This window comes from Microbacterium sp. Y356, assembly GCF_059445355.1.
The window spans coordinates 2,717,741-2,742,699 of the sequence record NZ_JCAIUE010000001.1; the positions used below are offsets into that span (position 1 = coordinate 2,717,741).

The 24,959-nt window shown below is 63.4% G+C and carries 26 protein-coding genes; 19 read left to right on the forward strand and 7 right to left on the reverse strand.

Features of this window, described 5'->3' with window-relative positions:
- Nucleotides 1-63 precede the first annotated feature (63 nt).
- Nucleotides 64-1,113 carry an alpha/beta hydrolase gene (locus AC1C2Q_RS13000; protein WP_495450448.1) on the forward strand — a complete coding sequence of 350 codons (1,050 nt, stop codon included), beginning with the start codon at nt 64-66 and terminating at the stop codon, nt 1,111-1,113.
- A gap of 132 nt (nt 1,114-1,245) precedes the next feature.
- On the opposite strand, the gene AC1C2Q_RS13005 is transcribed toward AC1C2Q_RS13000, so the two are convergent.
- Together AC1C2Q_RS13005 and AC1C2Q_RS13010 are read right to left on the reverse strand one after the other, a co-directional pair.
- Nucleotides 1,246-1,659, reverse strand: coding sequence for a DUF2255 family protein (locus tag AC1C2Q_RS13005; protein ID WP_495450449.1), 414 nt, complete (start codon nt 1,657-1,659; stop codon nt 1,246-1,248).
- 246 nt (nt 1,660-1,905) lie between these two features.
- Entirely contained in the window at nt 1,906-3,606 is a 1,701-nt protein-coding gene (locus AC1C2Q_RS13010; protein WP_495450450.1) for a tannase/feruloyl esterase family alpha/beta hydrolase, read from the reverse strand.
- A 252-nt stretch (nt 3,607-3,858) separates the two neighbouring features.
- Here AC1C2Q_RS13010 and AC1C2Q_RS13015 point away from each other — a divergent pair, with 252 nt between their 5' ends.
- The 3 genes from AC1C2Q_RS13015 (at nt 3,859) to AC1C2Q_RS13025 (ending at nt 6,585) form a co-directional block, all read left to right on the forward strand.
- Complete coding sequence (locus AC1C2Q_RS13015) at nt 3,859-4,290, forward strand: MarR family winged helix-turn-helix transcriptional regulator (protein ID WP_495450451.1); 432 nt, start codon at nt 3,859-3,861, stop codon at nt 4,288-4,290.
- Between the two features lie 1,089 nt (nt 4,291-5,379).
- Nucleotides 5,380-5,718 (forward strand): ribbon-helix-helix domain-containing protein, encoded by a 339-nt coding sequence (locus AC1C2Q_RS13020; protein ID WP_495431508.1) that lies wholly within the window; start codon nt 5,380-5,382, stop codon nt 5,716-5,718.
- Nucleotides 5,719-5,910: 192 nt separating this feature from the next.
- Nucleotides 5,911-6,585 carry a hypothetical protein gene (locus AC1C2Q_RS13025; protein ID WP_495431509.1) on the forward strand — a complete coding sequence of 225 codons (675 nt, stop codon included), beginning with the start codon at nt 5,911-5,913 and terminating at the stop codon, nt 6,583-6,585.
- A gap of 48 nt (nt 6,586-6,633) precedes the next feature.
- Here AC1C2Q_RS13025 and AC1C2Q_RS13030 read toward each other — a convergent pair whose 3' ends face one another.
- On the reverse strand, nt 6,634-7,143 hold the full coding sequence (locus AC1C2Q_RS13030; protein WP_495450452.1) for a hypothetical protein: 510 nt from the start codon (nt 7,141-7,143) through the stop codon (nt 6,634-6,636).
- Between the two features lie 214 nt (nt 7,144-7,357).
- On the opposite strand from AC1C2Q_RS13030, the gene AC1C2Q_RS13035 reads away from it, so the two are divergent.
- Complete coding sequence (locus tag AC1C2Q_RS13035) at nt 7,358-7,633, forward strand: helix-turn-helix domain-containing protein (RefSeq protein ID WP_495450453.1); 276 nt, start codon at nt 7,358-7,360, stop codon at nt 7,631-7,633.
- A 307-nt stretch (nt 7,634-7,940) separates the two neighbouring features.
- Here the strand turns inward: AC1C2Q_RS13035 and AC1C2Q_RS13040 are convergent, their stop codons facing one another.
- Nucleotides 7,941-8,408, reverse strand: coding sequence for a hypothetical protein (locus AC1C2Q_RS13040; protein ID WP_495450454.1), 468 nt, complete (start codon nt 8,406-8,408; stop codon nt 7,941-7,943).
- A 1,078-nt stretch (nt 8,409-9,486) separates the two neighbouring features.
- Here AC1C2Q_RS13040 and AC1C2Q_RS13045 point away from each other — a divergent pair.
- The 5 genes from AC1C2Q_RS13045 to AC1C2Q_RS13065 all read left to right on the forward strand — a co-directional run bounded on the left by AC1C2Q_RS13045 (nt 9,487) and on the right by AC1C2Q_RS13065 (nt 14,604).
- Nucleotides 9,487-10,086 carry an RNA polymerase sigma factor gene (locus AC1C2Q_RS13045; RefSeq protein WP_495431512.1) on the forward strand — a complete coding sequence of 200 codons (600 nt, stop codon included), beginning with the start codon at nt 9,487-9,489 and terminating at the stop codon, nt 10,084-10,086.
- Entirely contained in the window at nt 10,049-11,230 is a 1,182-nt protein-coding gene (locus AC1C2Q_RS13050; RefSeq protein WP_495431513.1) for a CU044_5270 family protein, read from the forward strand. Before AC1C2Q_RS13045 ends, AC1C2Q_RS13050 begins: the two co-directional genes overlap by 38 nt.
- A gap of 14 nt (nt 11,231-11,244) precedes the next feature.
- Entirely contained in the window at nt 11,245-11,379 is a 135-nt protein-coding gene (locus AC1C2Q_RS13055) for a hypothetical protein (RefSeq protein WP_495431514.1), read from the forward strand.
- Nucleotides 11,380-11,381: 2 nt separating this feature from the next.
- Nucleotides 11,382-11,513, forward strand: coding sequence for a hypothetical protein (locus AC1C2Q_RS13060; RefSeq protein WP_495431515.1), 132 nt, complete (start codon nt 11,382-11,384; stop codon nt 11,511-11,513).
- Nucleotides 11,514-11,958: 445 nt separating this feature from the next.
- The gene (locus AC1C2Q_RS13065) at nt 11,959-14,604 is read left to right on the forward strand and encodes an AAA family ATPase (RefSeq protein ID WP_495431516.1); all 2,646 of its coding nucleotides are present in this window, start codon (nt 11,959-11,961) and stop codon (nt 14,602-14,604) included.
- 59 nt (nt 14,605-14,663) lie between these two features.
- Here AC1C2Q_RS13065 and AC1C2Q_RS13070 read toward each other — a convergent pair whose 3' ends face one another.
- Nucleotides 14,664-15,044, reverse strand: coding sequence for a PDDEXK nuclease domain-containing protein (locus AC1C2Q_RS13070; RefSeq protein WP_495431517.1), 381 nt, complete (start codon nt 15,042-15,044; stop codon nt 14,664-14,666).
- Nucleotides 15,045-15,080: 36 nt separating this feature from the next.
- Complete coding sequence (locus tag AC1C2Q_RS13075) at nt 15,081-15,260, reverse strand: helix-turn-helix transcriptional regulator (RefSeq protein ID WP_495431518.1); 180 nt, start codon at nt 15,258-15,260, stop codon at nt 15,081-15,083.
- 96 nt (nt 15,261-15,356) lie between these two features.
- Here AC1C2Q_RS13075 and AC1C2Q_RS13080 point away from each other — a divergent pair, with 96 nt between their 5' ends.
- Nucleotides 15,357-15,932 (forward strand): helix-turn-helix domain-containing protein, encoded by a 576-nt coding sequence (locus tag AC1C2Q_RS13080; protein WP_495431519.1) that lies wholly within the window; start codon nt 15,357-15,359, stop codon nt 15,930-15,932.
- 9 nt (nt 15,933-15,941) lie between these two features.
- The gene (locus AC1C2Q_RS13085) at nt 15,942-17,042 is read left to right on the forward strand and encodes a tyrosine-type recombinase/integrase (protein ID WP_495431520.1); all 1,101 of its coding nucleotides are present in this window, start codon (nt 15,942-15,944) and stop codon (nt 17,040-17,042) included.
- A 56-nt stretch (nt 17,043-17,098) separates the two neighbouring features.
- Here the strand turns inward: AC1C2Q_RS13085 and AC1C2Q_RS13090 are convergent, their stop codons facing one another.
- Nucleotides 17,099-17,587, reverse strand: coding sequence for a YajQ family cyclic di-GMP-binding protein (locus AC1C2Q_RS13090; protein ID WP_495431521.1), 489 nt, complete (start codon nt 17,585-17,587; stop codon nt 17,099-17,101).
- A 235-nt stretch (nt 17,588-17,822) separates the two neighbouring features.
- Between AC1C2Q_RS13090 and AC1C2Q_RS13095 the strand changes: the two genes are divergently transcribed.
- The 7 genes from AC1C2Q_RS13095 (at nt 17,823) to AC1C2Q_RS13125 (ending at nt 24,861) form a co-directional block, all read left to right on the forward strand.
- Nucleotides 17,823-19,064: a sugar ABC transporter substrate-binding protein gene (locus tag AC1C2Q_RS13095; RefSeq protein WP_495431522.1), complete on the forward strand. Its 1,242-nt coding sequence runs from the start codon at nt 17,823-17,825 to the stop codon at nt 19,062-19,064.
- Nucleotides 19,065-19,130: 66 nt separating this feature from the next.
- Nucleotides 19,131-20,744, forward strand: coding sequence for an ABC transporter permease subunit (locus AC1C2Q_RS13100; protein ID WP_495431523.1), 1,614 nt, complete (start codon nt 19,131-19,133; stop codon nt 20,742-20,744).
- Between the two features lies 1 nt (nt 20,745).
- Nucleotides 20,746-21,654 (forward strand): sugar ABC transporter permease, encoded by a 909-nt coding sequence (locus AC1C2Q_RS13105; protein ID WP_495431524.1) that lies wholly within the window; start codon nt 20,746-20,748, stop codon nt 21,652-21,654.
- A 559-nt stretch (nt 21,655-22,213) separates the two neighbouring features.
- Complete coding sequence (locus tag AC1C2Q_RS13110) at nt 22,214-22,384, forward strand: hypothetical protein (protein ID WP_495431527.1); 171 nt, start codon at nt 22,214-22,216, stop codon at nt 22,382-22,384.
- A 98-nt stretch (nt 22,385-22,482) separates the two neighbouring features.
- Complete coding sequence (locus AC1C2Q_RS13115) at nt 22,483-23,640, forward strand: ABC transporter (protein ID WP_495450455.1); 1,158 nt, start codon at nt 22,483-22,485, stop codon at nt 23,638-23,640.
- Nucleotides 23,641-23,675: 35 nt separating this feature from the next.
- Complete coding sequence (locus AC1C2Q_RS13120; RefSeq protein WP_495450456.1) at nt 23,676-24,146, forward strand: DUF6121 family protein; 471 nt, start codon at nt 23,676-23,678, stop codon at nt 24,144-24,146.
- A 67-nt stretch (nt 24,147-24,213) separates the two neighbouring features.
- Nucleotides 24,214-24,861 (forward strand): spermidine/putrescine ABC transporter substrate-binding protein, encoded by a 648-nt coding sequence (locus tag AC1C2Q_RS13125; RefSeq protein WP_495450457.1) that lies wholly within the window; start codon nt 24,214-24,216, stop codon nt 24,859-24,861.
- The last annotated feature ends 98 nt before the right edge of the window (nt 24,862-24,959 follow it).

Here is a 24,959-nt window from a genome sequence, read left to right on the forward strand (position 1 = left end):
CCGAAGTTGTGGCAGCGAACGTCGGGGCCCTGAAGTGACACCACTCTGACTAGGGTGGTCAGCATGGTGCATTGGGTTCCGGACGTCCTCGGAGACGAGTTCGAGCAGTGCACCCTTCCTCTCGGTGAAGACGACCAGGGCGAGGTTGTTGCGACGCTCGTGCGAGCGCTGCCTGAGCCGGTGGGCCCGCAGCCCTCTGGATGGGAACGATTCGTCCGTCGTCTTCGTGGTGTGCCGCTGCAGGAGGAACCGCCGCTGCTTGACGGAGTCGATGTGCTCTATGTGCACGGCTGGTCGGACTATTTCTTCCAAAAGCGACTGGCGAGGTTCTGGTCGTCGCGCGGCGCGCGGTTCTTCGCGCTTGATCTGCGCAAGTACGGTCGGAGTCTGCGCGATGGCCAGACGCCCGGATACATCACCAATCTGCGCACCTACGACGAGGACATCGCGGCTGCGCTCGGCGCTATTGCAGAGGATGCCGACACTTCGCGCGGTCCGCGACGCCTGGTGCTGTTGGGGCACTCGACGGGTGGGCTGGTGTTGAGCCTGTGGGCATCCCGGCATCCGGATGCGGCATCCGCTGTCATCCTGAACGCGCCGTGGCTGGAGTTTCAGCTCGCGCCGCTGCGCGCGGCGATCTCGCCGATGGTCGAGTTGCAGGCCCGGTTGCGCCCATTCGATGCCGCACCTCAGGTCGACCTCGGCTTCTATTCGCGTGCGCAGGCCGCTGTCGCCGATCCGGACGATCAGATGGAGCCGAATCGGGTCTGGCGCCCGACACCAGCGATGGCCGTGCATGCAGGCTGGTTGCACGCCATCCTGCACGGCCATCGAACTGTTTCCGAGGGGCTGTCGATCCCGGTGCCGGTATGTGTGCTGCTGTCGACGCGTTCGGCTTTGCCGACGCGCTGGTCAGAGGAGCTCACCTCGGCCGACTCGGTACTTGTCGTCGACGACATCGCGCAACGATCGCTGAAGCTCGGAGCATCCGTCACGGTCGAACGCATCGACGGTGCCCTGCATGACGTGTTCCTGTCACGTAAACAGTCGCGCGACGACGCCTACGCGCGGCTGGAGCGCTGGGTGACCGGGTGGGTTCGTTCGAGCCCGTGAGTCGGGCGCTGCGGTCCGCGCGCCTGCGCGACCGTTAGCGCCTTCCACCTGCCTGTTGCCGGAATGATTTCCCGGCTCCAATTCGCGTCGGAGCCGGGAAATCCTTCCCCCATGCGCTGGATGCGGCTCTGGTCAGCGTGCCTCGACGATCCGCAGGGTGCACGATCGCGCGTCGTCGGTCAGCATCGCGTCGACCGACGAGGTCTGGCCGTCGTATTTGCGCCGCAGTTCGTCGTCGATCTTCAGCTGAATCTCGTCCTCGACCGGTACGTACTCGGTTGCGACCTGCTCGCGCGGGAGGTTCAGTGCGGCAACGCGATCACGCTCCGCGATTGCACCGTCACCGAGGGCGAATGCCACCGGCCGGCCGGCGCGCACATGCTGATACCACCACGCTTTGGGGCCGTACACCGACCGCACATAGGGCACGCCGTCGATGACCATCGACCAGATCGGTGTGGCGATCGGCTCGCCGTTGGCTCTCGTAGTCACGATGGCGACGACCGAAGTCTCATCCAGTACCCGCACAACATTGTCAAAGCTCATGCTGCTGAAGCTACCGCACCCTGTCATGCTCCGCGCCAGCACCACCGCGCAGATGCGGGAAGCAAAACCCGGCTTCGATCCGCATCCCAGCCGGATTTTCCTTCCCACGTCACGCGGAATACTCACGATCCGCACGCCCACGGTGACGGCTGTCGTCCTCGTCGCGGAGCGAACGTTGACGCGCTCGCTATTGCGCCCGGTCCACCTCCGGTGTGAGGATGACCGGGCGCAACTGCTGCGGCCGGTTCAGCGGTGCCCGATACCGCCTCCGCTGTGCTTGCAGACGAAGCTATCGGCGCTATCGGGATTGCCCGAGGCGTACCGCGCCACCGACGGATACGGACAGAGTGGGCGGCTGAGGTCGGCGCTCCAATTCGCGGGAACCTCCGTATTGGCCGAATTGACCCACGCGTCAATCCGGTCTGGAGCAGACCCATACTCGACCCAGTCGATCAGGGCAGTGAGGCCGGCGTACTGGTCCGTCGCCGGGCCGCCTCGGACGTGACCCATACCGGGCACTTCGAAGTAGCGCACGAACTCGTCGGCCTTCTGGCGGTAGTTAGCATCGAGTTCTTCGTACCACGACGCAGTGTCGTCGGGCGAGAACACTCCGTCTGACGCGCCGTGGACCACGATCATCTTCCCTCCGCGCTCGCGGAGCGTGTCGAGTCGCGTCGGATCAGGCGGCGTCATGAACTGCATACCGCTCTCGGTGTAGATGCCACTCGTCGCGTAGATGCTGTCCGCGGCCGCGTCGATGTCGACGGTGAGTGGCGAGGCGGGGATGCTGGGATCCGGAGGTGTTCCGAAGATGAACCCGACGGCACCGGGATCGCGATCCAATGATGCGACGAACTTCCATGATGCCCAGCCGATTTGGACCAGCCCGGGGTCAAACGGGAAGGAGCTGTAGATGTCCTCTCCGCTGCTGGTACGCGCCCCGGCGAAGACCGCCGAGACGACGGTCTTCTGCTGCAAACTCAGGCAGGTGCCGTCGCGATCGACGTCGCAGGTCGGCACATCGCGAGCGACGGAGAACGCCTTTCGACAGCGCTCGCTGTCCTGCACCATTCCGTCCACGAGGCGGTCCAGTCCGTCGCACCGAGCGAGGATTGCGGTTGCGATCACCTGCCGCTCGGCGGAGGTCAGCGCCGTGCTGAGATCCGCGGTATCGGTGGCGATGCTGGCCCACTGCTGCGCGCCCCACAGTTGCGCGACGGCGGCTTGGGGCAGGTTGAAGCCCGGCGCGACGGCAAGGAACCCGTCGTACTGGTCGGCGTAGCGCGCGGCGCCCACCATCGTGTGGCGTCCCCCGTTGGAGCCGCCGGTCATGTATGAACGATCGGGGACTTTGCCGTAGGCCGCTTCGATGAGGGACTTCGCCATCGGTGTCAGGGTGCCGACGGCCTGGTAACCGTAGTCCAAACGTGCCTGCGGGTCGACGCCGAATGTCGGCCCAAGTGAGCCGGCATGCCCGGCATCCGAACTGATGACAGCGAAACCCAGCTGGAGACCGCTTTCGCTACCGGCGGAGCCGAGCGCGGTCGCAACGCTACCGTCGATGCCTCCGTTGCCCTGGTAGAGGTAACGCCCGCTCCAGTCGACCGGTAGGCGCATCTCGAACCCAATGCGGTAGGTCTGGCCATCGACGTCGCTGATTCGTTCATTCATATGGCCGCGAACGAGGCAGTGTTCCCCTACCTCGACGCCCGACAGCGGCCCCGCTGCGACGAGTTGCGCTGCGGTGATCGCGGTGTCGTCGTACACGAACCCGAGGAGGGAGTCGCATTGCTCGAGGGTCCCCGGCTCGGCAGGGGAAAGCTGCGGAACCTTGTTGGATGCCGACCCCGACGCAGCGGGGACGGCGAAAGCTGGCGCGGCGCTTAGGGTCAGCGCCAACGCGGCGACGGCAGACACAAGTGCTGCCACTCGTGCCTTGCGCATCATCGTTCAGCCCCTGAGGACGGCCGGCAGGACCGCCGGGTATCGCAGTTCATGGTGGGTGACATGTCGATCCTCTCCATGCTGCCGACGCGGTCATTGACGCCGACGCGGTAACGGCGGACGCACCTTTGCGGCCTCCTCGGGCGACGGTAGCACTATCAATTGCAGACTGCAATGATTGCGCTATGCATGCGATATTCCGCGACCGCTCGATGCTATGTTTGTGCCGTTGACCGCTGAAAGGATCGGAAACGCGTGGTGGAAGGAGACGAGAGTGTTCTCCTCGACGACGTCGCTTTTCTCCTGGCGCGTGCGAGCGCCCTGGCGGTCTCGGCTGGCAATGACGCGCTCCAACCGCTCGGCCTGACCGCGCGAGCCTTCGCAACCCTCACTCTGGCCGTCGAGCGCGACGGGGTCACCCAACGGGAGATCTCGGACTTCTTGCGGCTGGACCCCAGTCGAGTGGTCGGCATTGTCGATGACCTTGAAGGTCGGGGGTTCGTTTCACGCCTAGTGGGAAGGGGCGACCGCAGGATGAAGGCAGTGGTCGCCACATCCGAGGGCCGCGCATTATTCCAACAGGCGGTCGCAGCCACACGCGCTGCCGAAAGTGGACTGTACGAGGGGGTTGACCCTAAGGTCCGGGCGGATGCAGTCCGCCTGCTCCGACTTCTGGCCTATCCATAGCTAAACGGTATGAGCGTGGTCACGGCTCCAGGCGACCGCGCCAGCACCACCGCGCAGATGTGGGAAGCGAAACCCGGCCTCGAGCCGCATCCCAGCCCGGTTTTCCTCCCACGTCCCGCGGAATCGGCTAGACCGGAGACGTGGCGCGGAAAGGGGCGCCTACCGGTAGTTGATGAACGGCATCGGTGTGTTTGCCAGTGGTTGGCCTTGGGTGAAATCCGCGAAATTACGCGGATTTCTGATTGTTTCGGAACGGGGCTGAGAGGCCTGCGCGGAGAATTCTGCGGACTTTTTGCGGACTGAACGCGGACTCGTATTCGCATTGCCGCGTAGTCTTGGCTGACTTCGCCGGTGCCATTCGAGGGTACCCCGCTCGCCCCGCTTCAATGCCCGCGCTTTCGACACTTCACAAGTTTGTCAAGGGTGGTTCCGCGGCGGCGTCGGAGAGATTGGTAACGGGTCGCCTCACTCCGACGGCGAGAGTGTAGCGGGGAGGTGACGCCTCCGTTCCTATCGTTCGCTTTTTGCAGACTCCGCTCTCCGCTGCGCTGCGAGCTCCGCTTAGCAATCGCCTCACTCGGGCACTACGTCGTCCCCTCCCCGCGTGATCAGCCGATTGTCGGAGCGAGCGGGCAGTTCGAGGCAGGAGCCTTCTCGGGTGCGTGCTCGTAGAGAGCGTTGAGGGTTCGGTAGATGTGTCGGGCTTGATGCGGCGTCGGATTTCGGATCAGGTGCGTCCTTCGGCGAGGCGTTTGTCGAGATAGGCCTTGGTGCCGGTGTGGCGACTCATCCGCGTGACCGCGATGAAATGGAGCGCTCTGTTCAGGAGCCGGTTGCCTCTGGATACGGGGACGGGGCAACTGTAGCTGCGCGAACATGGCGTCTTGTTTCTGCACAATCAAGCTGTCGAGGTAACGCTCAGTTCGTGCGAAGCGACGCCGAAAACTGGATCTGGCACGCTCTCGGTGAGTGGCTCGCAACTCCGGTGTGTCTCGTCACCCATGGGATGCGAGACACCGGTCACGCGGTCAGATGATCATCCCCCCTGACCGATATGTTCCGCTACTTGCTGCACGAAGGAGAAGCACAATGACTACTGACAAGTACGACGAGCTGGCCGCTCGCGCCGAGCGCGGCCAGCTGACTGTGAAGCCCGGTACTATCCGTCGTGGCGCGGTGGCCGCTGCCGAAGCGCGCAGCGCTCTCATGGCGGCGACGGATGCTGCGACTCCGCAGGAGGCGGTGCAGCTGGCGATGGGGCGACCGCCTGTCGGCGCGAAGCGTGGCCCGTCGCCGGTCGTGCGGGCGCGTGTACCCCAGGCGCTCAAAGATCGTGTGCACGATCTCGCGCAGCGTGAGCAGCGCGACGAGTCTGACAGTGTCCGCGAAGCTCTCGCCGCCTACGTCGAGCTGCGAGAAGCGTCCTGATTGTAGGTTCTCGGTCGAGGTGGCGGGGATTCCGCGGTAATTGGCGGATTCCTACGCGTCGCTGCGGGACTCATTCTTCTGACGGTCTTCCTCGCCTACGAGCGTCGTTTGGTCGTTCAGGGGCGAGAACCCGCTTTCGATCCGGCACTCCTGATAATCCGAGTTGTCGAGGATCTGACGTAGCGTGTAGGTATGCCGGATAGTTTCACTGATGATGAACTCAAGAGCCTCCTGGCTCGTGCGTTCTCTGCGAAAGCAGAGGGTCTGTCGCCCTATGAGCGTGAGCGATTGGAAGAGTTGCAAGCCGCTCGCACGGAGGGCGAACCAGAAGACTCCGAGGATGTCGAGAACGGATCCGAAGTGGTATCCGCCGTGGACTCGGAACAGCAACCAATAGAAGCGACGTCCGGCATGAGATTTGGGTGGCGCGGGCTGCTGTCTACCGCCGCCGCTTGTCTCGTGCTGGGCGGGCTGGTCGGCGGGTTCGTGGGGGCGCTGAACTCGTCCTCGCCATATCTAAGCCCGGACGAGATATTGGCCACTTACGGCAGTCAGTTCACCAGTGAATTGGAGATCGAGCCCCCCTCGGACGTCGATTTCGATTCGGGTTCGCTGTTCCTCTCGACTGTCATTAACGACAGGCCCGTCTGGATCGGAACGCAGGATGAGGGCAAGAGCACCTGCATGTACGTCGACTTCGGGGTCCCCGACGCCAATACTGGAGCCTGTATCGAAACTGCAACTGTGGGCAGTATCGGGGCCACGTCAAACAATCCCAAGCTATCCCCGGAAGACCGCGGAACCTACACACTCATGATCTTCGAGGATGCTTTGCCGTTTGTAACGTATGCACCGCCCTCGCCGTAGATCAGGCGGATTGGTCCTGATCTACGGCATGGACGCTGACCGCTGAGCCTACTTACGGACCTGCAACAGTAGTGAGTTAGAGGGGATGATGTTGCAGGTGTTGTAAATATTGCACGTGGCATTCCAGGTGACGTACCCGTCGTCATAGGTGACTGCGGTTGCGTACGTAGTGGACCGCATCCTCACGAATCCACCACGGCTGGTGTTCCAGGTGCCTTTCCCGTCATAGCAGTGCGTGGCCTCCTTACCGCCGATGTTGTGGTAGGTGAAGCTGACGTTGACCCCAAAGCAATTGGCCATGGTGGTGAAGTCGGGGGTCGGTGGTGTGTATGGGTGCGCGGCTACGATCTCACCTTCGGCGTTCAGGAGAACCTGAACTTCATTGCCGGCACTAGCGGCGGCCGAGAGCTCTTGCGCTTCTTCAAGTGACTGGCTCTCGCTCAGGACCAGAAGTTCAGCTGTCGAGAGCACCCCGGGCTCGGCCTGAAGCGTTGATGCGTTGTCTTCGACGACATCGTCCGCAGACGCTGCTGTTCCGCCCATGAGTCCCAGCGTCATGAGCGCAACTGATGCGAGTGCTATCCCCGTCATTCGTGAACTGAATACGTTCCGCATTGCATTTCCCTCCGTTGTTATGGTCAAGCGCGGTGCGCTGCCTTGAGACTCTCGCTCCCCGCCTCATGAAGCCAGCCAACAAACTTGCTTGTGCTCGGGTGGCGTGCTCGGATAACATCCGAGCACCACAAACGCGGGGGCTGCGGGAGGTGCAGTAGTGACAGTCGTGTTCGAAGGACCTCACAGTGACAGTCATCGTGCCGCCGCGAAGAAGCTGGGCACCAAGCTTCGCGAGATTCGTCGCGCACGCGGCTTCTCCCAAGAGCAAGTTGCCTACGACGCGGGAGTCGCGGTATACACATACAGCTCGCTGGAGCGCGGGCAGAGTGCCGCGGGAGGCGTCACGAATCCGAGATTGACAACCTTATTGCGCATTCTTGTTGCGCTCGATGTTGAGGTCCCCGAGATCTCAAGCCCCGCGTCAGAGCGGTAGCTCCTGTTCGATCGCAAACCGCGTGTCGCTCGCCAGGCGCATGCTGGAGAAGCAGAGGAAAGGGGATCTCATGGCCAAGGCAGCAGCTGCCCTGGGCTCCGCGACCTGGCGACGCTTTCGGGACGCGGAGCACCCGAATGGGTTCTCGACGGCTGGCGACGGCCGCGGTGATGAGGGAGAGGGTCAGAAAACGACGAGTAATTGATGTCGATGCCCACTAAGCCCGTTTCAAGGCTCAGGGGGCATCGACATTAGCCCTCGACGGAGTTGATGAAGTCTCCGACTAGACGGTCGAGGTTGATGACCTCTAACCGCCATCAACCTCGTTCTGCGTGTGTGTCCCCGCGATCGTGAACTCGCCGATCTGCTCGGTTCCGCTGACGTCATACACGCTGATTGAGCGGTCGCTGGCCCCTTGGTCTTCTTGCCACCGGAGAGCTTCCTCAGGGCTCTTGAAGGTCAACGCGGCTGAGCTTCCATTCGCATCGTCTAGATCTGTCTTATAGACATAACCTTCCATCCCATTGGTTGCCACAACCTGGATAAGGTCCGGTTCAGTATCCGGTGAGATTGCGTCTGCCGCTGACCCGTAGGTAAGACCCGATTTATTCTGCTGGTATGTCGGTGCTGCGGCTGGTGTGGTCTCTACCCCCTCATCAGAAGTCAGGCCTGCAGGCGCAAACAACGGTTGTATGGCTGCCACGGCTGCTGTGCCACCTAGAAGACCAAGCCCGGCAACAGCAACCAAACCGACAGTGAAGCGTGCTCTCCGCATTGCAACTCGTTTAGACATTGATTCACTCCGATCTTAGGAATTCTGGTTTGGGCTCTTGAATGTGTAGTTGGCCGAGTAGCCGCTTCCGTTCCACCCGTAGGAAACCCCGTAGGAGTAATACGTATCGGATATATAGCTGAAGCAAGAGTAGGCATAGACGCCAGCACCGTTGGTGGTGTTGTACTGGTTCCCTCCTTCGCACCACATGGATCCGCTCGCCGTGAACAGCCGCCCTCTTGCCCCCGCCCAACCCGCCGGTGTAGTGGAGTCACTTGTCCTGGTGTAAGTGTGAGCCCTTGCGCTGCTGGAAGGAGATTTGGTAGTCACCGTTGCGTAGTTCAAGTACTGCTTACTGCCAGCTGTGAAGTACCCGTTCGGACTTGTAGCTGTTCCAGCGATTGCCAACTGCGTGCCGGTCGAGCCCAAAAGGGCAACCAGGAAAACGCCTAGAAGAACTTTCCATTTCCAATTTCGAGAGCGAGCGATCACCATCATTTATCTCCTTGCCGCATCATTGCAGACCTGAAACTAGTGCGCTCACAGTAGCGGCTCGGATGTTATAACGCAACGGGACGTTGATCAATCCTGTATCCGTGTCGATCCGGGCATGGCCGTAGCGCTCCGGCCAGGCCAGGGTCCCCCGAAGTCGTGACTGAGGCGCGGCGACTCAAGCTCTCCCGGCTCTTCGGGGGTCAACGAGCTAACTGTCCGTATGGGGATCCGCTACTGCGACGGAACTGTCACTGTGAACCACCCTGTTACGGAGCGGGCGAAGACTGCGGTGTTTGCGGAGAGAGGAAGGTGTCCTCGTCGCCGGGGGCGTACTCCACCGTGAAGGCAACTCCCTCACGAAGCGGCGCCACAACGGCAGCGACCCGGATCGCAACTGGCGTCCGGCGGGCATCATTCGGAGGAAGATCGAGTCCGGTTTCGACCGTTTCGCACACCAAGGCTTAGTTCCGCTCGGGTAGAGAACGAGCGAATCGGGCTCCCACGAGATGCTCAACTCCTCGGCGACCTCTCCCCGGCCGCGGAAATTTACCGTGAACTCGAGTGGCCGAATCGGACAATACTTAGTATGACCACTCAAGACGGCGAGATCATCCGCCGCTCCCTCGAACAGCCAGCGGCGTTTGCTGAGCTGTACGACCGGCACGAGCGCGTCATCTTCCGCTATACGGCCCGGCGGCTTGGTGTGTCCGAGGCGGATGACATCGCTTCGGAGACGTTTCTCGTCGCGTTCGCTCGCCGTCGAGACTTCACGGGTAGCGAGGACGCGCGCCCGTGGCTGCTCGGGATTGCCACAACACTGATGCGGCAGCACGCGCGGACGGAAGCGAAGGCGTGGCGGGGCATGCTCGCGTCGGACCTGGCTCGCACCGATATCGACCAGATTGACGCCGCCGACGCTCGCCTCGACGCGAATCGCCTCACCCGCAGCCTCGGCAAAGCACTCGCCCGCTTACCTGCCGGAGACCGCGACACCCTTCTGCTGCACACGTTCGGGGATCTTGACTACGAGGGCATCAGCGAAGCGCTGAGCATTCCTGTTGGCACCGTCCGTTCACGACTGAACCGCGTGCGCCGCAAGCTGCGCGCCGTTATCGAACCGATTTTGAACCAAGAGAAGGAACAGAGCCATGGACGAAATCTCGCTCCTGCGCCGAGCGCGGACTGATATCCCCGAGCGCACTCCGGCGAGCGTTGCTCGCGGACGGGCGGCGCTATTCGCTCAGATCGAGGCGGAGACACCGTACGCGCCGTTCGCAGCTCTAGGGGATGGCACATCCTCTACCCCTCTGCCGCTGCGCCGTCGCCGTCGCCGCGCCGTCGCGTGGACCGGGTTTTCTGCCCTGGGCGCCGGCGCCCTGACCGTGGCGCTCATCGGCGGCAACGTGCTCGGAGTCGGAGGCTTGCATGGCGGCGCCGATCCGGCAGCCGCCGACGTACTGAACGCCGCAGCCATCGCCACTCTCCAAGTCACCGAGCCCTCGCTAAGCCCCGGGCAGTTTCTGCACGTGCGCAATGACGCCGTGTACATGACACAGGCATGGCTCGACGAGGACGTAGACGCCGCCCGCGTGAACGGCGTCGTGGAGGACCTCAACACGGTCGAGTCTCAGTACTACCTGCAGCGGGAGCAGCTGGAACTGTTCCGCCCTGCGGACCGCAACGACACCTGGTGGAGGATCCAGTGCCGGACAAGCGTGGCCCAGACCTTCGGCCCGAAATCCGAGCTGGCGGCGCAGCAGGACCTTGGAATGACGGAGGGGCCCATCGGGCACCTCATAGAAATGCCCGGCGGGAGGATCAAGCGCAAATCGCCAGAAGGAGAGATCAAGATCGGCAACCCGGTGGGCGGACTCTCCGTTCCGGGTGGAGCGAGCGACGACTTCACGCAGCTTCCATTGGAACCTGGCGAGCTACTCACCGAGATCTATCGTCTGACCGCCGGGAAAGGCCCTTCCCTCGACGGCGAAGCACTCGTCTGGATCGCGGACACCTTACGGGGGGGCGCAGTGCCCGCCGAATACCGCGCCGCCATGTATCAGGCGGCCGCACTCATCCCGGGCGTTACCATCACAGACGAACAGGCGACCCTCAACGGAAGTACCGGCATGGCCATCGGGCGAGATGAAACGAACAACAACTTTCGGCAGGAGATCATCATCGACCCCGCGACCGGACAGTTCATTGGGGAGCGGACGGTAGCGCTAGAAGGCTACGGCCCCATAACCGCTGGCGCCACTGTGTCGTGGACATCTGTCACGACCGAGATCGTCGATGCAGCGCCGACCGACGTGTCCACCTGTAACCCGTGACGGAAGGTACGTCTGTGAACAACCAGCTCAGCGCACAGCCAATCAGTCCGTCCGACATCACGCTTCCACCCACCACCCAGATCGACCTCACCTGGCTCATCTCAGCCACGGCGAAAGCGGCCGTCTTGGCCGCCTTCGTAGCGTCATGATCATGACGACGGACGCTCGGATAGCCTGGATCGGCGACGAACTGACCGGCGGCGGAGGTTTCGTCGCGCTCGAACGCATGCCGGAGGACTGCGAAGCGGACACCTACGCTGTCTGGCAGACAGTAGCCAAGTGATCGACCGGCGCCGCAACCCGCGAGGCGGCTCCGATTATCGATTGGCACCGATGCACGGTGATACCTGCCCCGCAAAACTGCCCGTCCCGGGGGCGTCAAACGCTTCACCACAAAGCGGACTCTCCGCGAGAGATTCGGGGCGTGGCCGTGTCGACGGACGCGTCGGAAAGAGGGCCGCTGCGACCGACGTCTGACCGGGTGTGGAACATGATGCCGAAGATCGCGACCCCGAAGGCCCCGAAGACCCCGAGGATCACGAAGACGAAGAGACCAAGAACAACGCAATGCACGCAGGCACCAATAGTGATTGCTAGTTAAATATGACTTGAAAACGGAGTATCCTCGCGTTATGCGAGGTGGTTTGGAACGGTGGAAGCGAGGCGGCGATTCGCGCGGTGTTCGCCATGCAATCTCCTACGCACTCGAGGGAACGTGCGATGCCCACTTGCCACACCCTCCCGTGGTCGAGATGCTCGAGAACTACAGCGGCACCACCGACTCGACGGTGGCGCGCTTCGTCGTCGAGGACGGAGTGGTCAGTTCCGACGAGCTCTCCACCGGCGGACTGCGTGTGTGGCTCACCGGCCATGATCCGGTCACGGGGGAGCAACGCGGCACGTCACTCATGCGACCCGACGCAGACTTGCTCCTGGACGGCACGCTGAATCACCCCAAGTCATACAGCATCGCCGCGTTGCTGCATCCGGAATTGGCGGTGGAGTTCGAGGCGCTCCAGGACCGCATCCGTGACCGCGTCATAACCCTTTGGCAACGCGAGCTGAATGCGCGGCGAGGCCACGGCGGACTCATCCGAGAGCCCATCGCTCGGCTCGAGGTCGTCGAGTTGCAACACCGTCGGTCGCGCGCTCTGGACCCGCATGCCCATCGGCACCTTTGGATGAACGTGAAAGTGCGCGGTGACGACGGCAAGTGGACCAACGTCGATTCACGAGTCGCGATGAAGTTCCACACCGTCATCAACGCCGAGGGTGAGCTCGCCGCACGCACCGATCCGCAATGGATCGCCGCACTCGCCCGCCACGGTTACACAACCGGTGCGGACGGGGAGATCGCGGAGCTCGCCGCCGCAGTCGCGCCGATGTCTCGGCGATCGGCGCAGATCGAGACAAATCGAGTCCGTTTGATTGCACAGTGGGAGGCCACGCACAGCGGAAGCAGGCCGAGCGTCGAAGTCCTGCAGCAGATTGATCGCAGAGCGTGGGCAGTCGCGCGCCCTAACAAGCCCTCCCTTCTCGATGAGCAATCGTGGGAAGCGACCGTGCGCGAAGAACTCGCCACGATCGATGCCGCACTCCTGACCCCACGGATGCCGCGAGCAGTCGACCCCGTCTGCGTGGACGATCTGGATCTCGACATGCTCGCCGCCGCTGCAGTAGTCGATGCGGATCTCCGATCCACCGGATCCAGCGGACGGTTCAGTCACTATGACCTCCGCGCAGGGGCCATCCGGGCGCTGTCGCGATCGGGCGTGGTCGCAGATCGTGACGGTCTCGATGCCATCCTGCGCCGCATCACCGATCGCGCCCGCCGCCTGACTGTAAGCCTGTCGTCACAGCCGGCGGTTCCCGAGCACGTGAAGTCTCTGATGGCGACCGAGACAATGCGGCTGAAGATCCGCGTCGCCGGAGCATTGGACGCGATCGCCACTTGCGGTCGATCGCTGTTGCCGAACGAGCTGCGGCGCGTAGCTGCATGGGTCGAGCCTGCTGACGGCCTCGACGCGTCCCAAGCGGCGGCCGCGTGCGCCATCGCTGGCTCCGTCGGGCTGGTGGCTGTCATCGGTCCGGCGGGTGCAGGTAAGACCACGATGTTGCGTGCGGCACTGCACGCGTTGACATTGCAACGACGGCGGATGCTCGTTGTCGCGCCTACCCGCAAGGCCGCATCGGTTGCGTCGCGTGAGACAGGAGTCGAGGCGTCCAGCGTCCATGCGCTTCTGTACGACTACGGGTACCGGTGGTCGACCGATCCAACGGGAGCGCAGGTGTGGCGCCGCCTCGACATCGGCCAAGTGGATCGCGTCACCGGGGTGAACTACGACGGCTCACAGAGACACTCCTTGCGCCCGGGAGACCGCATCGTGGTGGATGAGGCTGGCGTCCTGGACCTGCACGCGGCGAACGCGCTATTCGAGCTCGCCCTCGATGCCGGTGCAGGCGTGGCGATGGTCGGCGACCCGCACCAAGCGCTTCCCGTCGGCCATGCCGGAGCGATGGCATCCGCGATCCGTCACGCACCGGCATCCATCGAAATGGACACGGTCCACCGATTCCACGACATGGACTACGCCGCGCTCACTTTGCAGCTCCGCGACCCGCGCGACGGCGAGCATGCCCTCGAGATCGCCGAAAGACTCCATGCTGGCCGACACCTGCAACGAGTCGACAGCGTCGAGGCGGCACGGGAAGCGATGATCGACGGATACTTCGACGCCGAGGGCCGCGGTCAACGCGTCGCGATAGTTTGCGGAACGAACAGCGAGGTGGATGCGGTCAACGCACTGATCCAGGGTCGACGCGTTGAGTGCGGCGAACTCGACCCCACCCGCGTTGCGATCGGGATGGGGGAGCAACGGCTCCTGGTCGGCGACGCCGTGCAGACCCGCCGCAATGACCGGCGCACCGGAGTCGACAACCGCGCGCGGTGGATAGTGAACAGGATCGATGACGACTTCGTTTCCCTCGTCTCGACCGGCGATAGTGGCGAACGACGTCGGGTGACACGCGACTACGCCCTCGAGCACATGCAGCTTGCGTACGCCTCGACAGTGCACGGCATCCAGGGGGAAACGGTCGACAAAGCGATCGTCGGTCCTGATGTGGATGCCGCAGGCCTCTACGTCGGACTCACCCGTGGACGTCACTGGAATCACGCGGTTGTAATCGCCAGGACGGATGCCGCGGCTAAACGCTCCCTCGCCGCGACGATGTTGCGAGGCACCACGGAGGTCACCATCAGCGACTCGCTTCGCGCAGTCGAAGCGGAGCTACGGCGGGCTGCGCGAGACGAAGCGACGAGGCCGCAAGGATTCGGAGTGGCCGGCGTGAGCACAGCCGGAATATCTCGCTGACTATCCGTACCGAGTCGGCTTCATCGGGGCAATCGCGCAACGGGTTGTTACGCGATTGGTCACGGGCCTTCGAGGGCGCGTGAGAGGTCGGCCTCGGACGGAAGTACCGCTCGTTCGGCTGGGGGGAGTAGGTCGTAGCTGGCGATCGCGATGGGCTGGTTGCTACCTGCGAGGGCGTACCTCACTACGCTGTCATTCTTGTCCGTGCACAGCAGGAGGCCAACGGTTGCTCCGTGCGCGGGGCGGCGCAACTGGTCCTCAACAATCTCGACGTAGAAGCCAAGCTGGCCGGCGTATTCGGGCTTGAACTTGCCGACTTTCAGCTCGACTACGACGTAGCGCAGCTGTTCGACGTGGAAGAACAGGAGGTCGACGAAGAACTCGTCGCCGCCCACATCGAACGGGACTTGACAGCTGCGCTGCGGCCGGCCGTCTGTCATTTGTCAGCCGCGCCATCGTGACTCGAGGGGTTCGCGTCATTTTGCACTGGAAAACGCGTCCGCGATGTACTTCTCTACGTCCGACTCGCGCCAGCAACGGCGGCCGGCGATAATCGCCGACTGAGGGGCGGTGCCCATGTGGACCATCCAGCGCAGCTGCGCTGGTGTCCGACGCAAGCGGTCGGCTACCTCGCCGATGAACATGATCTTGTCCATTCTTCTCACCTCCGTTCATAGTTGGAAGTAACTGGATATTCCAGTAGACCATGATATCTAGTCGCGCGCAATAGAATTGCGTAGTACCGTCGTCTCATGGCAAACGATGCAGAAATCGGCCGAAATGTGACGCGTCTAAGAGGCGGTGGGAGCCAGAAGGATCTCGCTGATGCGATGCGCAAAAAGGGCTTCCGATGGTCGCAGGCCACCGTTTGGGCGGTCGAGAAGGGCGAAAGGCCGCTCCGGCTGACCGAGGCTGAGGCGCTTGGCCAGGTCTTTGGCATCCATCATCAGATGTTGCTTTCGACGGGCGATCACCTTGATCTCACGTTGCACCTTCGCGAGTTCGGCGAACTGTTGGACGAGATCCACGAACTTGCCTACAGCTCCTTCGCTGAACAGCGACAGCTCGCGGTATCCATCGATCTGGTGCCGGCCGGTGAGCTGGATGAAGATATCACCATCGACGTCGTACGGCGTACAGCGGTCGACGCTGCAGTCGAAGGGTTGGCCCGCGCAGCGGAACATCATCGCGGACTTCTCGATGTCAACGAACTCACGGATGGTTCGGTCGACCGATCCGCTCAGCAGTTCACCGAAGCCTTCGACGCCCACGTGCGCGACCTGGTCGAAGGGCAGACGGGGCGTTCGCGTGGAGATCGGGCCCACTAAGGAGCACTGATGGCATCCATCACGCAGCGAGACGACGGCGTCTGGCGCGCGCGGTATCGAGACGCGGCAGGCAAAGAGCACGCCCGACACTTCGCCTTGAAGCGCGACGCCCAGCGGTGGCTGAACGAAGTCGCGGCAGCCGTGGTCACCGGGCAGTATGTCGACCCGAACGCCGGAAAGATCATATGGTCCGACTGGACGAGGGCGTGGATGCAACGGCAGACATGGGTCGAAGGAACGCATGAAGCGGCCACGGTTGCCGTGTCGAGCGTGCCGTGGAAGAACGGTCCGATCGGCGCCGTGAACGCCTCACACGTCCAGACATGGATCGCGGGAGAACTGAAGCGCGGGCTCGCGCCGTCCACGATCAAGACGCGTCTCAACTATGTGCAGATGGCGTTCCGCGCGGCAGTCGCCGATCGCATCATTGCGACGAATCCCGCAGTTGGAGTCAAGCCTCCACGCACCCGCAAAATCGAAGCGACCATGCGGGTTCTCGGCCCCGACGAAGTCCACGCCGTTCTGGAGACAGCTGGTGAGTTCCGAGGCTTCGTCGAGGTATGCGTTTTCGCCGGCATGCGCCTGGGCGAAGCTGCAGGCCTCCAACTCGCCGACATCAATTTCCTCGGCCGCTCAATCCGGGTGGCCCGCCAGGTGCAGGGCTCTACGATCAAGGCCGCCAAGCTGGTGCCGCCGAAGTACCACTCCGAGCGGACCGTCTATGTGCCTGGTGAGCTCACCGCCTCGCTTTCGGCACATGTCGCGCGGAACGCTGTAACCGAACCCGAGGAGCAACTGTTCACGACTCCGCTCGGTCGCCTCTGGAATCGCAATAACGCAGCGGGGGAGTGGCGACGCATCCGCGAAGAGGTCGGGCTTCCGCAAGACGTCACGTTGCATACCCTGCGGCACACGTTCGCCTCGAACCTCATCGCCTCCGGCTGCGACGTGGTCACGGTGCAGCGTGCGCTCGGGCACTCAACGCCATCGATCACGCTGAACGTCTACAGCCACCTCTGGCCATCCGCAGAGGACAAGACGAGGGTGGCGACCGCGGACTTCATGGCACTCGTAGCGCGACCAACAGCCAGCGTACGAGCCACATCCTAGGATTCTGCGGACTCCCTGCGGACTAAAACAGGAAAACCCCAGGTCAGGGGCCTGCTCTACCGGTAGTTGATGAACTGCAGGTCGACCTCGAGGTCTGAACCCTTGAGCAGCGCGATCACTGCCTGAAGATCGTCGCGGTTCTTGGACTGCACGCGCAGCTCGTCACCCTGGATCTGGCTCTTCACGCCCTTGGGGCCCTCGTCGCGGATGATCTTGCCGATCTTCTTCGCGTTCTCCGAGGAGATGCCGTCCTTGAGCTCGGAGACGATGCGGTACTCCTTGCCGCTGGCGAAAGGATCGCCGGTCTCGAGGCTCTTCAGTGAGATGCCGCGCTTGATGATCTTGGACTGCAACACGTCGAGAACGGCCTTCGCGCGCTCTTCGGTGCTCGCCTTGATCAAGATGGATTCACCACTCCACTCGACGGATGCTCCGGTGCCCTTGAAGTCGTAGCGCTGCTCGACCTCCTTGCGTGCCTGGTTGACGGCGTTTTCCGCCTCCTGGTGGTCGACCTTGCTGACAATGTCGAACGATGAGTCTGCCATGGCGCCATCCTATCGATTCTGCCTCTGAGACGAGTTCTTGGAAGCGCTTCCACAAGCGCGGATGCCGTGCCACGGCTTATTACAGCTTGATATCGACGACGCCAACCATTGCGCGAACGGGATATTTCCAGGCATACTGTAAGCGCTTGCAGTTCTTGCAGGTGCGAACGTCCTGCGTCGATGCATCCATCGGTCGCCGGCCGGTCGATCAACAGCATCGAGAGAGGCCCCACCAATGAAGGTGAACAAGAGAGGCATCGTCGCCTTCGGCGCGATTGCCGCAATTTCTACACTTGTGCTTGCCGGTTGCAGCACCGGAACGGAAGCCCCTGAGGGCGACAGCACCGACAACGGTGACGCGGCAGCATCCTCGCTGACTGTGTGGGTGGACGCTGAGCGCGTTGACGCTCTGCAGGGCGCAGCCGACTCATACGAAGAGAAGACCGGCGTCAAGGTCGACATCGTCGGCAAGGACGTCGACACGATCAAGGATGACTTCATCCAGCAGGTGCCGACGGGCAAGGGCCCCGACATCACGATGGGCGCGCACGACTGGCTGGGCGAGCTGTCCACCAACGGCGTCGTCGCACCGATCGAACTCGGCGACAGCGCCGACGGCTACCTCCCGGTCGCCCTCCAGGCCTCGACCTACGATGGCACCGTCTACATGCTTCCGTACGCGGTTGAGAACATCGCCGTGCTGCGCAACGCAGACCTCATCCCCGAGGCCGCCGCGAACTTCGACGACATGATTGCCAAGGGCAAGGCCGCAGGCCTGGAACAGCCCTTCGTCGTCGAGCAGGGCGCCGAGGGCAACCCTTACCACCTGTACCCGTTCCAGACGGCGTTCGGTGCACCGGTCTTCGGCACCGATGCAACTGGTGCCTACGACGCGGCTGACCTTCAGCTCGGCAGCGCCGGCGGCACGGCGTTTGCCGAATGGCTCGGCGCACAGGGTGCCGCAGGTACCTTCAACACCGATATCGACGGCGAAATCGCCAAGCAGCAGTTCATCGACGGTAAGGCAGCCTTCTGGCTGACTGGTCCGTGGAACGTCGGCGCAGCTGTCGACGCTGGCATCAACGTCGCCATCGACTCGGTCCCGAGCCCGACCGCTGAGGTCGCATCGCCGTTCGCCGGCGTCAAGGGATTCTTCGTCAGCTCCGAGTCGACGAACAAGGTTGCAGCCAACGACTTCCTGGTGAACTACCTCGGCACCGAGGAAGTTCAGCTCGCTCTGTTCGAAGCTGGCAACATCCTGCCGGCACTCACCGCAGCGGCCGACACCGCGGCATCCGACCCGATCATCGCCGGTTTCCAGGCCGTCGGTGCTGACGCGGTGCCGATGCCGGCCATCCCGGCAATGGGTTCGGTCTGGCAGTTCTGGGGCATCGCGCAGGCTGCGATCATCAACGGCGCAGACCCCGTAACGACGTGGCAGAAGCTCGTCGATGACGTAACGGCGGCGGTTCAGTAACACTGTTCGTTCTGTCGGGGCGGGTGCGCATGCGCCCGCCCCGACGGCATGACGATGGGGCGAGAGATGACAGACACCACGACCACAGAACAGACGCCACCGCCGACGAAACGGCAGCGTCAGGCTGCGCAGATCGCTGAAGCGGCATCCGGGAAGATCCGATGGATGCTGCTGAAGATCGCGCTCCTCGCGATCGTCGACGCCGTCGCGCTCTACGCGGCATTCGTGCTCTTCATGCACGGGGAATGGCTGGTGCTGGCGCTTGTCGTCGCCGTCACCGTGCTCGTCAACTACATCTATTTCTCTCGCAAGCGCATTGCGGCCAAATACCTCACTCCCGGCATCATCTTCCTGGTCGTGTTTCAGGTCTTCACACTTCTTTACACCGGCTACATCGGCTTCACCAACTACGGCACCGGCCACAACGGCAGCAAGGACCAGGCGGTCTCATCGCTGATGGCGGCCGCGCAGGAGCGCGTTGAGGATTCGCCGACGTTCCCGGTCACCGTCGTCGAACAGCTCGGCACGCTCGGCCTGCTGGTCACCGATCCGGATGACGGAGACGTCAGCGTCGGAACGAACGAGCAGCCGTTGCAAGAGGTGTCCGGCGCGACCATGGACGGCAGTCGCGCGGTCGCTGTCGACGGTTGGACATCCCTGAGCTTTGCGCAGGTGCTCGCGCGTTCGAGTGACGTCGAGAAGCTCTCCGTCGCCTACAGCGACGATCCAAATGACGGTGCGATTCGCACCCCGGATGGACAGAGCGGATACCTCTACGTCTCGACGCTCGAGTACGACGAGGCGGCAGGCACCATGACCGACTCCGACTCTGGCACGGTCTACAGCGACATCGGCACTGGCGCGTTCACCTCAGAAGACGGCACCGAACTGCTGCCCGGCTGGCAGATCACGGTCGGCTTCGACAACTTCGTCCGCGCGGTCACCGACAGTGCGATCCGCGGACCGCTCATCTCGGTCACGATCTGGACGTTCGCCTTCGCGCTGATTTCGGTGGCGACGACGTTCTTCCTCGGCCTGCTGCTTGCGATCGTGTTCAACAACACTCGGATGCGCTTCCGCAATGGCTACCGCATCCTGCTGATCCTTCCCTACGCGTTCCCTGCCTTCCTGTCGGCACTGGTCTGGGCGGGCATGATGAATGAGAGCTTCGGATTCCTCAACCAGGTGGTGTTCGGCGGGGCCGAGATTCCCTGGCTCACTGATCCGGTGCTGGCGAAAGTCTCGGTGCTGATCGTGAACCTGTGGCTCGGCTTCCCGTACATGTTCCTGGTGTGCATGGGTGCGCTGCAGGGCATCCCCGAAGAGGTCAACGAGGCCGGCGTCATGGACGGCGCGAACCCGTGGCAGATCTTCAAGCAGATCAAACTGCCGCTGCTGCTGGTGACGGTCGCTCCGTTGCTGATCTCGTCGTTCGCGTTCAACTTCAACAACTTCAACCTGATCTACATGCTCACCAATGGCGGGCCACGCTTCGATGATGTGTCGATCCCGGTCGGGCATACCGACATTCTGATCTCGATGGTCTACAAGGTGGCGTTCACCGGGCAGACCCGCGACTACGGTCTGGCATCCGCCTTCACGATCATCATCTTCATCGTGGTCGCACTGATCTCGATCGTCAGTTTCCGAAAGACCAAGGCCCTCGAGGAGTTGAACTGAGATGACCTCTGCATCCGCTCGTCTTGCACAGCGCCGGCTTCCCCGGCGTCGTCGCTCCTTCGGCGCATGGTTCGCCGATACCGGATGGCGCCACCTGGTCGCCATCGTCGTGAGCCTCTTCGCGCTGTTCCCACTGCTGTACGTGCTGTCGGCGTCGCTGAACCCGCGCGGAACGCTGACTGGCTCGAACCAGCTGTTCTCCGCAATCGGCATCGACAGTTACGTCCGCATCCTCAGTGATCCGCAGAATCCGTACGGGAAATGGTTCCTGAACACGCTTCTGATCGCTGTGATCACCGGATTCCTGACGGTGTTCATCGGAGCGTGCGCGGCATATGCCTTCTCGCGTATGCGTTTCGCTGGCCGCCGCGTCGGACTCGTCACGATTGTCGTCGTGCAGATGTTCCCGCAGCTGCTCGCCGTCGTTGCGATCTTCCTGCTGATGTCGACGCTAGGGGACTGGTTCCCGGCGATCGGGCTGAATACGCACACCGGGTTGATCCTTGTGTACCTCGGTGGTGCGCTCGGAGTGAACACCTATCTGATGTACGGATTCTTCAACACGATCCCGAAGGAACTCGATGAGGCGGCGCGCATCGACGGCGCCGGTCACACCCGCATCTTCTTCACGATCATCCTGCGACTGGTCGCGCCGATCCTCGCCGTCGTCGGACTGCTGTCGTTCATCGGAACGGTGAATGAGTACGTCGTGGCGAGCGTCATTTTGATCGATCCTGAGCAGCAGACCCTGGTGGTCGGCCTCACCAAGCTTGTCTCGAACCCGCGCTACGCGGACTGGTCGGCGTTCTCGGCCGGTGCGGTGATGGCTGCGATCCCGGTGATGATCCTGTTCCTCTTCCTGCAGAAGTACATCGTGGGCGGGCTGACGGCCGGGGCGACGAAGGGCTGAGTCGCGCTTTCGTTGTTTGCTTGCGAGTAGGCGCGTGTGGTCGCGACTCCGGCCCGGCCCGGGCGCCGGCCGGGCGCGGGCCGGCGGGGCGCGGCCGTGCTGGAGGTGTCGCGGATTGCCGCTTCGGATGCCGTGTGGCGGCCATGTGCGACACCCGCGGGTTTTGAGTGCCGGGTGACCGCGCCGGAGGTGTCGCGGGTTGCCGCTTCGGATGCCGTCTGGCGACCACGTGCGACCCCTGCCGTGTACGGACCCGCGGCGCCAGCGCTGGAGGTGTCGCGGATTGCCGCTTCGGATGCCGTGTGGCGGCCATGTGCGACCCCTGCCGTGGGTGAGTGTCGGGCGACCGCGCCGGAGGTGTCGCGGATTGCCGCTTCGGATGCCGCGGGGCGGCCATGTGCGACCCCTGCGGCTCCTGGGGCCATCGACCCCATCGGTCCCTGCGGCCCATCGCCCGTCCAGCTCACCCAGCCGCACGCCCGAACCCTCCCGCGGCGCCGAGCCAAGCCATCCGCGTGTCCACCTCGGCGAAAACTCAGACCGGTCGTACCTTGGACGCATGGCAGGGGTAGCTGGACGCAATCGGGCGATGAGCTGGGTCGCCGGAGTTTTCTGCGTGGGGGTCGTCGTGGTGCTGTTCTGGTTCGCTGCGCCGATGGCGGCGGAGCTCTTCAACTTCATCGGCGACACGTTGCGCGGCGCGGACCCGGGCACAGCTGGCTCCCTCTGAGATTCAGCGGGTCGAGCGACACGTCGGCATGCCTGCGCAGCCGCATGGCCAGGCGGAGATAACCTCGACATTGCATATATCCGACGAGAGGCGCCCCCATGAGTGACCCCGAGGTTCCCCAGCCCGAGCAGCCGGCAGACGTCAATGACGTTGTCGACAGTGCCAACGCTGGACTCGCCGAGGCCGAGGCGGCCGCCGCCGAGGTACCCGGTGCTGACACTGATGGCGCCGTAGTAGACGGTGCTGCCGTAGATGGTGCTGCCGCGAACGAGCCAGCCACGTCCGGTGCAGAACCCGCCAACATTGACAGTTTTGCGGATGCTGTTGACCCCGATCTCGCAGCATTCGAAGAAGCCGAGAAGTCTCACCCCGGTACGTTCGGCACGCCCGAGCCATATGTGTTCCGGGAGCCTGTCGAGTCGTCAGAGGCAATCGACGAGCGTGCCGCCGCGGATGCTGCTGAAGCGGCCGCGCCCGCCGACACATCCAGCGCAGACACGTGGCCGGCCTACAGATCGTCCGCCGACAAATCGGCCGCCGAGTCCGCCGACACCTCGATCGCCGACACCGCGTACCTGCCGCCTGCCTCTGACGACACCGCGACTCGCGTCGTTCCGTCTGAGCCTGGCGTCGCCGCCGAGCCGGTCGCGGCCGAGCCGATCGTCGCAGCGCCGCCGGCTTTCCCGCACCAGCAGCCGATCTTCGTGCAGGCTCCGGAGGCACCGCGTGAGCGAGGCAACCGTGGCACCGCGGCTGGCATCGGCCTGCTCGCAACACTCTCCTTCGCGATCCTCTACCTCGCTACCGTTCTGGGCCTGGGCTCCCTTGCCGGCGACATCACCGGTGAGAACATCGGCGAAGCCGCACTCGCTCCGCTGACCACCTGGGGCTTCTGGGTTCCGGTCGTCGTGTTCTTCATCGGCTTCTGGCTGCTGGGCGCGATCGTCAACCGTGGCCGCTGGGGCCTGTGGGTGGTCTTCGGCATCATCGTCGGCATCTTCGCCTACGCCGGTCACATTCTTGGGCAGCTGTTCGAGGCACCGTTCTGGACTCTCACCGCCAGTGAGGGCAGCGAGCTCGTTGGCTCGCAGCTGCTGGCTCCGCTCGCCATCGCCGCATTCGTGTTCGGTCGCGAGCTCACCATCTGGTTCGGCGCGTGGGTTGCTCGCAGCGGCGCTCGCAAGACCGAGCTGAACGCCGAGGCTCAGCGTGAGTACGAGCGCACGCTTGAGGCCGGCCCGAGCCTGCCGAGGTAATCACGACCACTTCAACGCCTGACCCTCGCGGCCCCGTGCCTGCGGGGGTTTCGGCCGTCTTGGCGGTGGTCATGACGACGATCGGATTCTTCGCGCTCGCTGTCTTCGGTCTGGGCGCGTTGAGCTTCGCGACGGATGCTGACATCATCGCGATCCCTGGACTCGGCCAAGCGCCGGGGGCTGTGGGCATGATCATCGCGGTTGTCGTTTTTGCCAGCATCCTGTGGGCGGCCGTGCGGATCAAGCATCCGCGGTTCCGCTCGGTCTGGGCCATCTCGATCACTACCGCTCTCGCTCACCTAGTGGGTGTCGGTCTGGTTGTGGCGATCACCTCCGGCGAGTTCGTCACGGGGCTGGTGGTCATGGGCGGGCTGATCACCGGGGGAGCGAGCCTCGTGATTTTTGTGGTGGCTGCCGTGACATCCTGGGCCGGAGTCGCGCTGCGCCGCACCAAGGCGAAGCATCCGCGGTGGCCGTGGGAACGCGATGATCCGAACGACGCGTAGCCGGACGGCACACAATCGAACGGCGCGAAATCTCGTCTGAACTCGCAGATCGCCCTATTCTGGAAATGTGGAGCGGTCGATAGAGACGCAAGTCGACCAGGCTGTCGAGGCCTGGTTGCGCTGGGTGCCGCGCTGGGAGCCGGCCACCCACCGCGGACGCGTTGCCCCATGTCGGCGCTGTCTCGGCTCGCCGATCCTCTCTGCCGCAGGAATCGGCGCCAACGTTCCGCACGGCGTGCAGCACGGATTGTCCACACGCATCAAGCGCGTCGTCGACCACGCCGTTGCCGTTTACACCGCGCGCAATCTGCCCATGCTGCAGATGGAGCTCGACCAGCAGGCCGCGCGCAATCGCGCCCGCAGCTATCGTCCGTCCGAGGGTCTCGCGCCGGAGTTCGAAGGCATGCCGCTCGACCCGGATCCGACGCCGGGTGCACCTTTCCTCTTCACGATCGCTGGGCTTGCCGATGACGATGGTGTCGAGCTGCCGCCGCTTCCGCCGCTGAGTGACGAGGCGAAGGTGGCATTGCGGCAAGAGGTCACCCTTGCCGATGAGTACGCCAACATGATCGGACGTGAGATCTGCGGCATCCTGTTGCGGCATCGCCTCAATGTGCAGGCTGCCATCTCGCAGTACGTCGAGCCCCAGATCGAGGCGCTGCTGGCCGAGCTCACCGAATCCCTCGACTCGCCGTTCGACCCCGACGGTCCGTAGCTCGTAGCGCCGCCCGATCCTGTTGCTCCAGCAGCGAGAATGGCCTAGCTGCATGGGACAGGGGTTCCCGAGACCTTTCTCGTGCGGCAACCCCATTC